The organism is Mesorhizobium sp. P2_E7, assembly GCF_056403855.1.
Genome location: NZ_JBFUER010000002.1, coordinates 456,161 through 468,894, shown reverse-complemented (window position 1 = coordinate 468,894; position 12,734 = coordinate 456,161). Strand labels below are relative to the sequence as shown.

11 protein-coding genes and 3 pseudogenes are annotated in these 12,734 nt (G+C 62.0%); 8 read left to right on the top strand and 6 right to left on the bottom strand.

From position 1 onward, the window contains the following. Positions 1-271, bottom strand: a pseudogene (locus AC1DYC_RS19195) (methyltransferase); the annotation flags it as partial. On the opposite strand from AC1DYC_RS19195, the pseudogene AC1DYC_RS19190 reads away from it, so the two are divergent. Beyond that, positions 239-430, top strand: a pseudogene (locus AC1DYC_RS19190) (HAD family hydrolase); the annotation flags it as partial. The pseudogenes AC1DYC_RS19195 and AC1DYC_RS19190 sit on opposite strands and share 33 nt — an antisense overlap. A 306-nt stretch (positions 431-736) precedes the next feature. On the opposite strand, the gene AC1DYC_RS19185 reads toward AC1DYC_RS19190, so the two are convergent. After that, the gene (locus AC1DYC_RS19185; RefSeq protein ID WP_477408978.1) at positions 737-1,630 is read right to left on the bottom strand and encodes an NAD(P)/FAD-dependent oxidoreductase; all 894 of its coding nucleotides are present in this window, start codon (positions 1,628-1,630) and stop codon (positions 737-739) included. A 168-nt stretch (positions 1,631-1,798) separates the two neighbouring features. Here AC1DYC_RS19185 and AC1DYC_RS19180 point away from each other — a divergent pair, with 168 nt between their 5' ends. Further along, positions 1,799-2,482: a TetR/AcrR family transcriptional regulator gene (locus AC1DYC_RS19180; protein ID WP_477409019.1), complete on the top strand. Its 684-nt coding sequence runs from the start codon at positions 1,799-1,801 to the stop codon at positions 2,480-2,482. Positions 2,483-2,581: 99 nt separating this feature from the next. Here the strand turns inward: AC1DYC_RS19180 and AC1DYC_RS19175 are convergent, their stop codons facing one another. After that, positions 2,582-2,875: a hypothetical protein gene (locus AC1DYC_RS19175; RefSeq protein WP_477409021.1), complete on the bottom strand. Its 294-nt coding sequence runs from the start codon at positions 2,873-2,875 to the stop codon at positions 2,582-2,584. On the opposite strand from AC1DYC_RS19175, the pseudogene AC1DYC_RS19170 reads away from it, so the two are divergent. Continuing rightward, positions 2,846-3,034, top strand: a pseudogene (locus AC1DYC_RS19170) (HAD family hydrolase); the annotation flags it as partial. The gene AC1DYC_RS19175 and the pseudogene AC1DYC_RS19170 overlap by 30 nt on opposite strands. Positions 3,035-3,073: 39 nt before the next feature. Here the strand turns inward: AC1DYC_RS19170 and AC1DYC_RS19165 are convergent. The 3 genes from AC1DYC_RS19165 to AC1DYC_RS19155 all read right to left on the bottom strand — a co-directional run bounded on the left by AC1DYC_RS19165 (position 3,074) and on the right by AC1DYC_RS19155 (position 7,013). Next, positions 3,074-3,943 (bottom strand): hypothetical protein, encoded by an 870-nt coding sequence (locus AC1DYC_RS19165; protein WP_477408976.1) that lies wholly within the window; start codon positions 3,941-3,943, stop codon positions 3,074-3,076. 350 nt (positions 3,944-4,293) lie between these two features. Next, entirely contained in the window at positions 4,294-5,037 is a 744-nt protein-coding gene (locus AC1DYC_RS19160) for a class I SAM-dependent methyltransferase (protein ID WP_477408974.1), read from the bottom strand. After that, positions 5,037-7,013 carry a long-chain-fatty-acid--CoA ligase gene (locus AC1DYC_RS19155; protein ID WP_477408972.1) on the bottom strand — a complete coding sequence of 659 codons (1,977 nt, stop codon included), beginning with the start codon at positions 7,011-7,013 and terminating at the stop codon, positions 5,037-5,039. The genes AC1DYC_RS19160 and AC1DYC_RS19155 overlap by 1 nt, the downstream gene beginning before the upstream one ends. 477 nt (positions 7,014-7,490) lie before the next feature. On the opposite strand from AC1DYC_RS19155, the gene AC1DYC_RS19150 reads away from it, so the two are divergent. From AC1DYC_RS19150 to AC1DYC_RS19130, 5 genes are read left to right on the top strand one after another with little or no spacing between them, the layout of a single operon-like run. Continuing rightward, positions 7,491-9,089: an ABC transporter substrate-binding protein gene (locus tag AC1DYC_RS19150; protein ID WP_477408970.1), complete on the top strand. Its 1,599-nt coding sequence runs from the start codon at positions 7,491-7,493 to the stop codon at positions 9,087-9,089. Positions 9,090-9,136: 47 nt separating this feature from the next. Further along, positions 9,137-10,144, top strand: a complete 1,008-nt coding sequence (locus tag AC1DYC_RS19145) for an ABC transporter permease subunit (RefSeq protein WP_025583791.1) — start codon at positions 9,137-9,139, stop codon at positions 10,142-10,144. A gap of 26 nt (positions 10,145-10,170) precedes the next feature. Continuing rightward, positions 10,171-11,055 (top strand): ABC transporter permease subunit, encoded by an 885-nt coding sequence (locus AC1DYC_RS19140; RefSeq protein WP_454588178.1) that lies wholly within the window; start codon positions 10,171-10,173, stop codon positions 11,053-11,055. Further along, positions 11,055-11,900 (top strand): ABC transporter ATP-binding protein, encoded by an 846-nt coding sequence (locus tag AC1DYC_RS19135; RefSeq protein WP_477233586.1) that lies wholly within the window; start codon positions 11,055-11,057, stop codon positions 11,898-11,900. Before AC1DYC_RS19140 ends, AC1DYC_RS19135 begins: the two co-directional genes overlap by 1 nt. Beyond that, a complete protein-coding gene (locus tag AC1DYC_RS19130; RefSeq protein ID WP_477408968.1) occupies positions 11,900-12,730 on the top strand; it encodes a dipeptide ABC transporter ATP-binding protein in 831 nt (276 codons plus the stop codon). Before AC1DYC_RS19135 ends, AC1DYC_RS19130 begins: the two co-directional genes overlap by 1 nt. Positions 12,731-12,734 lie beyond the last annotated feature (4 nt).

The following is a 12,734-nucleotide window of genomic DNA, read 5'->3' as shown; positions in this document are numbered from 1 at the left end:
AAAGCACCCCGCTCGGCTTGGTCGCCACACTCTTCGCGTCGCCGAAATCCGGCACTTGATATTCAGCCAGCAGCCGCAGCCGCGACAGCGGCAGGTCGGCGCGACGGGGATCGCCGACCAGCACCGCGATGCCGGCTGCCAGGCAGCGGTCGAGGAACGGGATAATCCGCAGGGCGACCTCGCGGCCGTAGAACACGTCGCCGGCAAGCACGATGTCGACGTCCGGCGGTGGGCCAGGGCCGAGATCGCCATGGTCGGCGACAACCGCCACGACCTGGAGATGGCACGCGCCGGCGGCTGCGGGCTGGCGATCGGCGTGCTCTCCGGCACCGGCACGCGTGAATCGCTATCAACGATCGCCGACGTTGTTCTCGATTCTGTTGCTGACCTGCCGGATTTTCTGTCGGCGCGGGTCAAGGAGACGGTTTGAGGGGGGAAGCTGGGGTAAGCGCAAATCAAGCTGAGCTTTCCCGTCACTGGGAGAGATGGGTGGTTGGCTGACATCGGGAGACGAAGTACCGAACGTCCGTTCTTAGGCCGGGGGCGGTCTGTCCGCTCTTGGTTGCCGCTCCTCAAAGAGCGGTCGGAGGAGAGATGCTGATGCTGGGTTCGGTCTTTCTGGTTTTGGACATGTGCGGCTCGTCAGGCGCCGGATGTACCGCGCGGTTTTCCGTGACACCGGCCCGCAACCCCAGAATTTGATACCCGCGGCAACCGGAGAAGGGGATCTGTGCTCTCAAGCCAGCATCGACTGCTGGGCGAAGATGCCCGCCATCGCGCCTTGCCATGATGCCGTGGTGACCGAGGGCAAGAGGGGGTTGGTGAGGTCGCCGGCGGCGTAGATGCCGGGCATGCTGGTTTCGCGGCGCTCGTCGACCTTGAGCACGACGCCGAGGGGTGTATCGACCGTGGCGAGGCCCAGTGATTCATGCAGGCTTGCGGACGGCTTGTTGCGCGGATGGGCGAAGAGGATGTCGACCGCAGCATTGGGGCCGCTGTCGAGCTTGACGGTGGCGCTAAGGCGCCCGTTATGGGCGATCCCGGTGATCCTGCCCTCGACGACAGGTACGTTGCGACGCGCCAGATCGGCCCGGATATCGGGCGGAATGTCGTGACCATCGGCGAAGACCGTCAACCTGTCGGTCCAATCGTGGAACAGCCTGACCTGATTGTGCGACTGCCGGCCTGACCAGACGAGGCCCCAATGCTGGCCGGCGACTTCAAAGCCGTCACAATAGGGGCAGGGCACGATGGCCGAGCCCCAGCCTTCGGCAAAGCCCGGAATATCAGGCATCTGGTCGACGATGCCATAGCTCAGGATCAGGCGGCGTGCGCCGAGGTTTTCGCCATCGCCAGTGCGGACGGAGAAATTGTCGATGGCGCCGGAGACGCTGTCGGCCCGGGCACTGACCAGCCTGATCGTGGGATAGCGCGCCAGCTGCTGCCGCGCCTCGGCCAGGATGTCCAGCGGCGGCTTGTGATCGTGGCCAAGCAGACCATGCGAGTGGCCGGCGAAGCGATTGCGCGGCAGGCCGGTATCGAGAACGGTGACCTTGCGGCGGGCACGGCCCAGCTGCAGGGCGGCGGCGAGGCCGGCAAAGCTGCCGCCGATGATGATGACGTCATCCATGGTGATGGGCTCCGTGTTGCGGATGGAGGGGGTTGGGCTGGGCCTGGCGCGAAAGCGGCCCAGAGAAACTCGATTTGAGGGGCAGGGTAAAATCCATTCTTTGGCTTGCATATTTCAGATACTACATGGTATCGTTATTCAATAATTAGGATACTGTCAAGGACTGGAATTGTCGTGACCGAAAAAAACAGTCAGGCCCGGCGCGGTCGACCCGCCAACGAGGCGCTTGGCCAAACGATAGTCGACACCGCGGGCGAACTCTTTGTGGAATTGGGTTTTCAAGCGACGACATTGGACAAGGTCGCCCAGCGGGCGAAGATATCCAAGCTCAGCATCTATCGGCACTTCGAGAACAAGGAGGCGCTGTTCAGCGCGGCCATCGCGGCCCACTGCCATCAGTTTGCACCACAGGCCCTTTTTGAAGGCGTCTACGGTTCGGCCGAAGATCAGCTCATGGCGGTGGGATCATCCCTGCTTCGCACGCTGTTGAGCCCGGACGTCCGCAGTGTCGAAGCCATGATCATGGCCGACAAGACGAATCAAAAGTCGTTAAGCAAGCTCCATTACGAAGCAGGTCCCGCCTATGTCATCGCCCAGATCGAGGCCTTGTTGCGTCAGTTGCACGCGAAGGCGGTTCTGAACGTGCCCGATCCTCTCCGGTCCGCCCGCTTGTTTGCCGCGCTTTTCAAAGGATCCGATCTCCTGATTATCGCCCGCTTCGATGAGGCGAGAGCAGAGGAGGACAACGAAATCGAATCCTATTGCCGGTCAGCCGTCGCCATGTTCATCGCCGCGCACGGTGGCAACGACCACGCAGGCGGCAGCTTTCGGGAAGCAGCAACGGTGGTCTGAACGGCGGGAATGATGCGCAAAGCAGTCGTTCACGTCGGGGTCGGCGCAAATCAGCGTTCGGTCGAACCCGGCTATTCAGCGATAGGGTTTTTTGTAGCGTCAGCGCTCTCCCGACACAAACGAAARCACCCCGCTCGSCTTGGTCGCCACACTCTTCGCGTCGCCGAAATCCGGCACTTGATATTCAGCCAGCAGCCGCAGCCGCGACAGCGGCAGGTCGGCGCGACGGGGATCGCCGACCAGCACCGCGATGCCGGCTGCCAGGCAGCGGTCGAGGAACGGGATAATCCGCAGGGCGACCTCGCGGCCGTAGAACACGTCGCCGGCAAGCACGATGTCGACGTCCGGCGGTGGGCCAGGGGTGAGATCGCCATGGTCGGCGACAACCGTCACGATCTGGAGATGGCGCGCGCCGGCGGCTGCGGGCTGGCGGTCGGCGTGCTCTCCGGCACCGGCACGCGGGAATCGCTGTCGACGATCGCCGATGTCGTTCTGGATTCCGTTGCCGACCTGCCGGACTTTCTGTCAGCGCGGGTCAAGGAGACGGTGTGAGGGGCGGCTTCCTGACTTCGGACGCCTTCCGCAATCCTATTAGACCATCACCTGGATACAGTTGATGGTCGAATTTTCGATCGCCGCCAGTTTGGTCAACAGATCTAGACGGAGCATCTCGACAGTCCGGTCCGGAAGAACACCTTCCACCGTCAGCTGGATATCGTGCCAACCCTCGACATAGCGCACGGTGACGCCTTCGACGCACAGGCGATGGACACGACGCTCCTCCGAGACTTCAGGCATCTTCGAATGAGGCAGGTCGGGTGTGTACAATGTTTCGAGTAAGTCCATTCGAGGATTGGGGCCGAGATCGCGAAGATGCCTGGCTCGAAAACCGTTACTATCCTCCGATCTGCCGTTGGCGCGATCTGAAAGACGGCGGCGAAGCCAAAAGAGATGATTTTGACAACCATCATCTCGAACGAATGCAAATCGTGGCCAAGCCAGCCTCGTAAGGCGTTCCCAGCGGCCGGTATCGAGATCCAGTCGCCAATCGTCGATGTTCTCGACCACTACAGGCCATCGCGATCCGCAGATATGCCCGCCGCGGACTAGGAGCGCGCTATCATCTTCCACGAGTTCCGACGTGTGCTTGTATATCCACGGAGGAGTTTCACCAGTCGAATCAAAGCGATCGATGGCATAGGTCGTTGCGTCCAAAACGAGCACTTGCGCCTTTTGGCCACGCATACTTGGATAAGACAGGCTCCCCACTATAAAAATGCAGTCATCAACGAGATTTGCCGTGTGAAAATCGGTGGGTGGGAACACGTTGTTCGAGTAGCCGAAAATCTCGATGCGGCCGTCTGGATGACGCACGATCACGTCGTTGTAGATGTAGAAGTCCGCATCATAGTGATCTTCATACTCGCCGCCGATCCTGACAAGGCGGCCGTCGGGCAGCATGGTCTCAGTGCACCCGTACCGGCTGAAGCTCCAGCACGGTCCGACATCTTCTGAACGGGGGCCGTTGAACGTCTTGTTTAGGCCGTAACCGCTGAGACGGTGTTCAATTGCCCATGCCCAGACGGGGTTGGTCATAGGCTCGGGATTGCCGGAACCTCGACTGGGCGAACGAAACTGCGAAAACAGGGATGGGTCGATGTGGGCAGGTGCGGGTGTTTTGATCAAAGTGATGCGGGGCTAGCAAGGCTTCCATATCGAGCCGATACCCCATGACTGGACTATAGCTTCCATAGGATCGTCTGCAAAGGGTCGGACTCAGCCATTCCGAGTGATTTGGTTTGTAGGGGGTGTCAGCGCTCTTCCGCCTCAAACGAAAACACCCCGCTCGGCCTCGTCACAGCTCCCTTCACGTCGCCGAAATCCGGCACTTGATATTCGGCGAGCAGCCGCAGCCGCGACAGCGGCAGGTCGACGCGACGGGGATCGCCGACCAGCACCGCGATGCCGGCTACCAGGCAGCGGTCGAGGAACGGGATAATCCGCAGGGCGACCTCACGGCCGTAGAACACGTCGCCTGCGAGCACGATGTCGACGGCCGGCGGCGGGCCAGGGGTGATGTCCTTGTCGACAATGGTGATCTCGACACCATTGGCCGCGGCGTTGAGGCCGATCGCGGCGACCCCGTTGCGGTCGATCTCGGCGGCGATCACCGTGCTGGCGCCGGCCTTGGCGGCGGCAATGCCGACGAGGCCCGAACCGGCGCCGAGGTCGAGCACGCGGCGGCCGGCCACGCTTTGCGAATAGTCGAGTACATAGCGCGCCAGCACAGCGCCGCCGGCCCAGGCATAGGCCCAGTAGGGCGGCTGCGGCTCAGGCGAGACGTCACCCGGCTCGAGGGCATCGTCGTCCGCGCCTTGGTTCGGATCGACAAGCCGCCTCAGGCCGCTGCCGGGATGGGCCGTGTAGAGCTGGATTTCAGGAAGCGCGGGAACGGGCGCTAGCCGCAGGTTAGCCTTGATGAACGTTGCCGGATCGAGACGTCGACCCGCGTCTGCGATCCCGCCATCGCCACGGCCGTCGTGCGAATCCCCCACTATTCCCGCAACGCCCGGCGCAAAATCTTGCCGACCGGCGTCTTCGGCAGCTCGGTCCTGAACTCGATGTATTTCGGCCGCTTGTAGCCGGTCAGGTTCTCGCGGCAATAGGCAGTCAGTGCCTCGACCGTCAGCGCCGGGTCCTTCTTGACCACGAACAATTTTGGCACTTCGCCCGAATGCTCGTCCGGCACGCCGATCGCCGCCACTTCGAGCACGCCCGGATGCTGGGCGACGACTTCCTCGAGTTCGTTCGGATAGACGTTGAAGCCGGAGACCAGGATCATGTCCTTCTTGCGGTCGACGATCTTGGTGTAGCCGCGCTCGTCCATGAAGCCCATGTCGCCGGATTTGAAGTAACCGTCCTTGGTCATCACCTTGGCGGTCTCGTCCGGCCGGTTCCAGTAACCGGCCATCACTTGCGGCCCGCGGATGCAGATCTCACCGACTTCGCCGAGCGGCAGATTGTTGCCGTCGTCGTCGCGGATGGCGATCTCGGTCGACGGTAGCGGCAGGCCGATCGTGCCGGTGAAATTGCTGTCGCTGAACCTGTTGGCGGTGGCCACGGGCGAGGTCTCCGAGAGCCCGTAGCCCTCGGTGATCGAGTTGCCGGTCAACGCCTTCCAGCGCTCGGCAACCCCCTTCTGCACCGCCATGCCGCCGCCCAGCGTCATGATCAGCGGTTTGAAGTCGAGCTTGCGGAAGTCCTCATTGTTGAGCAGCGCGTTAAACAGCGTGTTGAGACCGGGGAAAATGTGCGCCGGGTATTTCTGCAATTCCTTGACGAAGCCCGGAATATCGCGCGGGTTGGGAATGAGCACGTTCTGGGCGCCTTGCTGCATGCCCATCAGCGCGTTCACCGTCAGCGCGAAGATATGGTAGAGCGGCAGCGCGCAGATGAAGTTGAGATGCGCCGGCTTCGGCTTGATCGCGTAAGCGTCCTGTAGCCACAGCGTGTTCTGCGCGACATTGGACAGCACGTTGGAGTGCAGCAGCACAGCGCCCTTGGAAATCCCGGTGGTGCCACCGGTATATTGCAGGAAGGCGACGTCGCTTGCTTCCATCTTGGCCGGTTTGAAGGCGATGCCGGCGCCGGCCTTCACGGCCGCATTGAACTTGACATGGCCGGGCAGCGACCAGGCCGGCACCATCTTCTTCACCCGCCGCACGACGAGGTTGACGATCGTGCCCTTGAGGCCGCCGAGCATGTCGCCCATCGCCGCGACCACCACATGCTTGACATCAGTCCTGGCGATCACCGCGTCCAGGGTGCTGGCGAAATTCTCGAGAATGACGATCGCCTGCGCGCCGGAATCCTTGAGCTGGTGTTCGAGCTCGCGCGGCGTGTAGAGCGGATTGATGTTCACCACGACATAGCCGGCCCGAAGCACAGCCATCATCGCCACCGGATATTGCAGCACATTCGGCATCATCAGCGCCACGCGGTCGCCCTTCTGCAGGCCCTTCGATTGCAGATAGGCGCCAAAGGCGGCCGAGTGCCGCTCGAGCTCGGCATAGGAGATCGACTTGCCCATGCACACGAATGCCGGCTGGCCGGAAAACTGTTTGCAGGCGCCGACCAGGAAGTCGCCGATCGAACTGTAGGGCAGGGTGCCGATCTCGGCCGGAACGACTTTCGAATAGCTTTTGAGCCACGGCTTTTCAGGCAGGCCTGCGGCAAGCGCCGTCAGTGTCTTCGGCAGTTTTTTGGCCGAGCTCGGCGCCGGCTTTGCCGCCGCCGTTTTCGATGCAGGGTTGGCGGCGGGCTTTGCAATAGGTGCTGTCTTCGCGGCCGTGGGCTTCGCCGCAGGTTTTGCTGCCGGCTTGGCGCTTGCCTTCGCCGGCGCGCTGGCTGCCTTAGGCTTGGCGGCGGTCTTGGCCGGTGGCGCTTTCGGCTTGGCGGCAGCGTTAGCGGGTTTTGAAGCGGTTGCCGCTTTTGCTTTCGCCGGGGCCGTTGTCTTTGTTGCTTTTGCCACCTCTAGCCTCCCTCAGTCGTTCGTTGCCTGCTCCATGCTGCACCGCCTCTATATGGTGAGGCGTCCTCCGCTGCAGCGACGTCGCGTATTCCCGGGAAATCCGGCGTGTCATCTATCTATTGCGACTATCGGCGGCCGTGCAAGTCTTGCCCCAGCGGCAGGACGGCAAAGATTTGCCGTCAAAATCTGTCCCGCGCTGTTGCCTTAGGCACTAGCTTGTCGCGATGGGCACGAGGGACCCAGGCCCGTGGATCATTGTTCCAGCGATATCGGTCATCAATGAAAAAATGCGGTCGTTAACAATCCCGTGATTAGCAGATTTTGCTATTTCTTTCTGAAATCGAGCAAAAGCCGAGAAATATTTTCTGCTTACGGTGGGGTAGGCAAACAGGGTGTTCCAAAGCCGGAAAAACGGTGCTTATATGCGCGCTTCGCGAGCCTGATAGAGGGGCTTGGAAGAACATCAGGGAGTGCTCAATGAAAAAGAAACTGACTTTTGCAGCCGCGTTGCTGGCTGCAAGCGTCCTCGGCGGCGTGGCCAATGCCAAGACGCTGGTCTACTGCTCGGAGGCCTCGCCGGCCAACTTCGACCCGGGTACCACGACGGGCGGCAACGACTTCGACGCCTCGTCGCGTACCGTTTATTCGCGCCTGGTCGAGTTCAAGCATGGCGGCACCGAGATCGAGCCCGGCCTCGCCGACAAATGGGAAATCTCCGACGACGGCCTGGTCTATACTTTCCATCTGCATCCGGGCGTGAAGTTCCAAACCACCGACTATTTCAAGCCGACCCGTGACTTCAATGCAGACGACGTCGTCTTTTCCTTCGATCGTCAGTTCAACAAGGAAAATCCCTGGAACGGCGAAAAGTACCTGCCGAACCTGACCTGGGACTACTACACCGGCATGGACATGCCGAAATACGTCGCCAAGTGGGAAAAGGTCGATGATCTGACCGTCAAGCTGACGCTGACCGAGCCGAACGCGCCGATGCTGGCCAATCTCGGCATGGACTTCGCCTCGATCGTGTCGAAGGAATATGCCGACCAGCTCGAGAAGGAAGGCAAGATGGCCGACTTCTCGACCAAGCCGATCGGCACCGGTCCGTTCCAGTTCGTCGACTATCAGCTGGATTCGGTCATCCGTTATGCGGCCAACCCGGATTACTTCAAGGGCAAGGAAAAGATCGACGACCTCGTCTTCGCCATCACGCCTGACGCGACCGCCCGCATCCAGAAGGTGCTCGCCGGCGAATGCGACATCGCGCCCTATCCGAATCCTGCCGACATCGGCACGATCAAGGCCAACGCCGACGTGACCCTGATGGATCAGGCCGGCCTCAACATCGGCTATATGAGCTACAACACCACCATCCCGCCGCTCGACAAGCCTGAAGTGCGCCACGCGCTCAACCAGGCGATCGACCGGGAATCGCTCATCAAGGCGCTGTTCCAGGACGCCGGCGCCACGCCTGCGGTAAACCTGATCCCGCCGACCATGTGGTCGTGGGACAAGGACGTGAAGTCCGACGCCTATGATCCGGAAGCGGCCAAGAAGGTACTGGCCGATGCCGGTCTGAAGGAGATCCAGCTCTGGGCCTCCGATCGCGTCCGTCCCTACAACCCGAACTTCCAGCGCGCCGCCGAACTGATCCAGGCCGACTGGGCCAAGGTCGGCGTCAAGGCGGAGATCGTCAGCTACGAGTGGACGAAGTACCGCGAGGAAGGCAAGAAGAAGGAACGCCCCGGCGCCTTCCAGATCGGCTGGACCGGTGACAATGGCGATCCGGACAACTTTTTCGCCACGCTGTTCGCCTGCTCGGCCATCGGCGTGTCGAACTACTCCAGCTGGTGCGACAAGGACTTCGAGGACCTGATCCAGAAGGCCAAGAAGACCAGTGACCAGGCCGAACGCACCAAGCTCTACGAAGAGGCGCAGGTTGTCTTCCAGAAGCAGGCCCCGGCCTTCCTCATGGCACACAGCCAAGTCTACTCCGTCGTGCGCAAGAATGTCAGCGGTTACATGATGGACCCGCTTGGCATTCATCGCTTCGACGGCGTCGACAAGGCCGAATAGAACTGTTAGGCGGGCGGCGCGCAATCAAGCGCCGCCCCCTTTTCAAGATGCTCCGATATCTCCTCAACAAAATCGTCTTGGTGCTCCCGACGCTGATCGGCATCACCATCTGTGCCTTCGCTTTCGTCAGGCTGCTGCCCGGCGATCCCATTCTTGCCATGGCCGGCGAGCATGGCGTGTCGCCCGAGCGCTACGCGGAACTGAAGGAACAGTTCGGCTACAATCTGCCGATCTGGCAGCAATACGCGCATTATGTCCGCGATGCCGCGACCGGCAATTTCGGCGTGTCGATTTCGTCCAAGCGCCCGGTCATCGAAGATTTCATGACGCTCTTCCCGGCGACCATCGAGCTCTCTGTCTTCGCCATGATCTTCGCCATGCTGCTGGGCATTCCCGCGGGCATCTTCGCCGCGGTCAAGCGCGGCTCCTGGTTCGACCAGGGGCTGATGGGCACAGCCCTTGTCGGCTATTCCATGCCGATCTTCTGGTGGGGCCTGCTGCTGATCATCTTTTTCTCCGGCTATCTCGGCTGGACACCGGTTTCCGGCCGCATCGGCCTGCAGTTCTTCATCAAGCCGATCACCGGCTTCCTGACCCTCGACAGCCTGCTCTACGGCAAATGGGATGCTTTCCGCTCGGCATTGAGCCATCTGGTGCTGCCGACAATTGTGCTCGGCACCATCCCACTGGCGGTGATCGCCCGCCAGACGCGCTCGGCCATGCTCGAAGTGCTGGGCGAGGACTATGTGCGGACCGCCCGCGCCAAGGGGCTGTCGTCGTCCCGCGTCATCGGCGTGCACGCGCTGCGCAATGCGCTCATCCCGGTGGTCACCACCATCGGCCTGCAGGTCAGTACGCTGCTCGCCGGCGCCATTCTCACCGAAACCATCTTCGCCTGGCCGGGCATCGGCAAGTGGATGGTCGATTCCATATCCAAGCGCGACTATGTCGTCGTGCAGTCGGGCTTGCTCTTGATCGCCCTTATCGTCATGGCGGTGAACCTGATCGTCGACGTACTTTATGCCGTCATCAACCCGCGCATTAGGGCAGCGTGATGAGCCAGTCGACCGAAATCGCCCCGATGGCCGCCGGCAATCCTGATCGCCTGACCGGCTTCAGGACCTTCTGGCACTATTTCTCGGTGAACCGCGGCGCCGTCATCGGTCTGTTCGTCTTCATCCTGCTGGTATTGGCAGCGCTGTTTGCGCCGCTGCTGGCGCCCTATGCGCCCGACATTCAGGACAAGACCGCTTTCTTGCGGCCTCCGGCATGGCAGGCGGGCGGCAGCGCCGAATATCTGCTCGGTACCGACGCGGTCGGCCGCGACATGCTCTCGCGCCTGCTCTATGGCGCGCGTTTCTCGCTGCTGATCGGCGCCGTCGTCGTCACGCTGGCACTTACCGGTGGCATCATGCTCGGCCTGCTGGCCGGCTATTTCCGCGGCTGGGTCGACGTGGCGATCATGCGCGTCATGGATTTGATCCTGTCCTTCCCGTCGCTGCTTTTGGCGCTGGTTCTGGTCACCATCCTCGGCCCCGGCCTGTTCAACGCCATGCTGGCCATTGCGCTTGTCCTGCAGCCGCATTTCGCGCGCCTGGTGCGCGCCGCTGTCATGGCCGAAAAGAGCCGTGAATATGTGGTCGCCGCCAAGGTTGCCGGCGCGGGACATATCCGGCTCATGCTGCGCACCATCCTGCCCAACTGCCTGGCGCCGCTGATCGTTCAGGGCACGCTGTCCTTCTCCAACGCCATCCTCGAGGCGGCCGCTCTCGGCTTCCTCGGCCTCGGCGCCCAGCCGCCGACGCCGGAATGGGGAACCATGCTCGCCTCGGCGCGTGAATTCATCCTGCGCGCCTGGTGGGTGGTGACCTTCCCCGGCCTCGCCATCCTCATCACCGTTCTGGCCATCAACCTGGTCGGCGACGGCCTGCGCGATGCGCTCGATCCGAAGCTGAGGAGGTCGTGATGGCGCTGCTCAACATCCGCAATCTCGTCGTCGAGTTCCAGACTGCATCCGGCCCGTTCCGCGCGGTCGACGGCGTCTCGCTGCATGTCAACGAACGTGAAGTGCTGGCCATCGTCGGCGAATCCGGCTCCGGCAAGTCGGTGTCGATGCTGGCGGTGATGGGCCTGTTGCCGTGGACCGCGACGGTCACTGCCGACGAGATGAGCTTCAACGGCCGCGACCTGCTGAAGCTGAGTCCGGCCGAGCGGCGCAAGATCGTCGGCAAGGACATGTCGATGATCTTCCAGGAGCCGATGGCCAGCCTCAATCCCTGCTTCACGGTTGGCTTCCAGATCGAGGAAGTGCTGCGCTTCCATATGGGCATGGACAAGGCCCAGCGCCGCGAGCGGGCAATCGAGCTTTTGACGCAGGTCGGCATTGCCGAGCCGGCCGAACGGCTGAACTCGTTCCCGCACCAGATGTCGGGCGGCCAGTGCCAGCGCGTCATGATCGCCATTGCCATCGCTTGCAATCCGAAGCTTCTGATCGCCGACGAGCCGACCACCGCGCTCGACGTCACCATCCAGAAGCAGATCCTCGATCTGCTTGTCTCGCTGCAGGTCAAATACGGCATGGGCCTGATCATGATCACCCACAATATGGGCGTCGTGGCCGAGACCGCCGACCGCGTCATCGTTCAGTACAAGGGCCGCAAGATGGAAGAGGCCGACGTGCTGTCGCTGTTTGAATCGCCGAAGAGCAACTATACGCGCGCGCTTTTGTCGGCGCTGCCGGACAACGCCGTCGGCGACCGCCTGCCGACCGTCTCCGACATGCTGTTCGAACCGGCAGCCGGAGTCGCCTGATGAGCACCAAGGTCGTTGAAGGCAAGGACATCAAGCGCGATTATCACGTCGGCGGCGGCCTGTTTCGCGGCGCGCGCACCGTGCATGCGGTCAAGGGCGTCTCGTTCAGCGTCGACAAGGGCAAGACGCTGGCCATCGTCGGTGAGAGCGGCTGCGGCAAGTCCACGCTGGCCCGCATCATCACGCTGATCGATCCGGCGACGTCCGGCGAACTGTTCATCGACGGCAACAAGGTCGACATCGCCAGGAACGGCCTTACCAAGGAGATGCGCCGCAAGGTGCAGATCGTCTTCCAGAACCCTTATGGCTCGCTCAATCCGCGCCAGAAGATCGGCGATGTTCTGGGCGAACCGCTGCTCATCAACACCGACAAGCCGGCCGAAGAGCGGCGCGACCTCGCCATGAAGATGCTGAAGAAGGTCGGCCTCGGAACCGAGCACTACAATCGCTACCCGCATATGTTCTCGGGCGGCCAGCGCCAGCGCATCGCCATCGCTCGCGCGCTGATGCTGAACCCGAGCCTTTTGGTGCTCGACGAGCCGGTCTCCGCGCTCGATCTGTCGGTGCAGGCGCAAGTGCTCAATCTGCTCGCCGACCTGCAGGACGAGTTTCAGCTGACCTATGTCTTCATCAGCCACGATCTGTCGGTCGTGCGCTACATCGCCGACGACGTGATGGTGATGTATTTCGGCGAAGCCGTCGAATACGGCTCGCGCGAGGAGGTCTTCGCCGACCCCAAGCACAACTACACCAGGACCCTGTTCGCTGCGACTCCGCGCGCCGACGTCGCCTCGATCAAGGCCAGGCTGGCGAAGAAAAAGGCTGCCTGACCTC

Excerpts from the sequence above, each read along its gene's own strand:
- AC1DYC_RS19185 (WP_477408978.1), bottom strand. The coding sequence starts at position 1,630 with ATGGATGACGTCATCATCATCGGCGGCAGCTTTGCCGGCCTCGCCGCC.
- AC1DYC_RS19165 (WP_477408976.1), bottom strand. The coding sequence starts at position 3,943 with ATGCTGCCCGACGGCCGCCTTGTCAGGATCGGCGGCGAGTATGAAGAT.
- AC1DYC_RS19150 (WP_477408970.1), top strand. The coding sequence starts at position 7,491 with ATGAAAAAGAAACTGACTTTTGCAGCCGCGTTGCTGGCTGCAAGCGTC.
- AC1DYC_RS19145 (WP_025583791.1), top strand. The coding sequence starts at position 9,137 with ATGCTCCGATATCTCCTCAACAAAATCGTCTTGGTGCTCCCGACGCTG.
- AC1DYC_RS19140 (WP_454588178.1), top strand. The coding sequence starts at position 10,171 with ATGGCCGCCGGCAATCCTGATCGCCTGACCGGCTTCAGGACCTTCTGG.
- AC1DYC_RS19135 (WP_477233586.1), top strand. The coding sequence starts at position 11,055 with ATGGCGCTGCTCAACATCCGCAATCTCGTCGTCGAGTTCCAGACTGCA.
- AC1DYC_RS19130 (WP_477408968.1), top strand. The coding sequence starts at position 11,900 with ATGAGCACCAAGGTCGTTGAAGGCAAGGACATCAAGCGCGATTATCAC.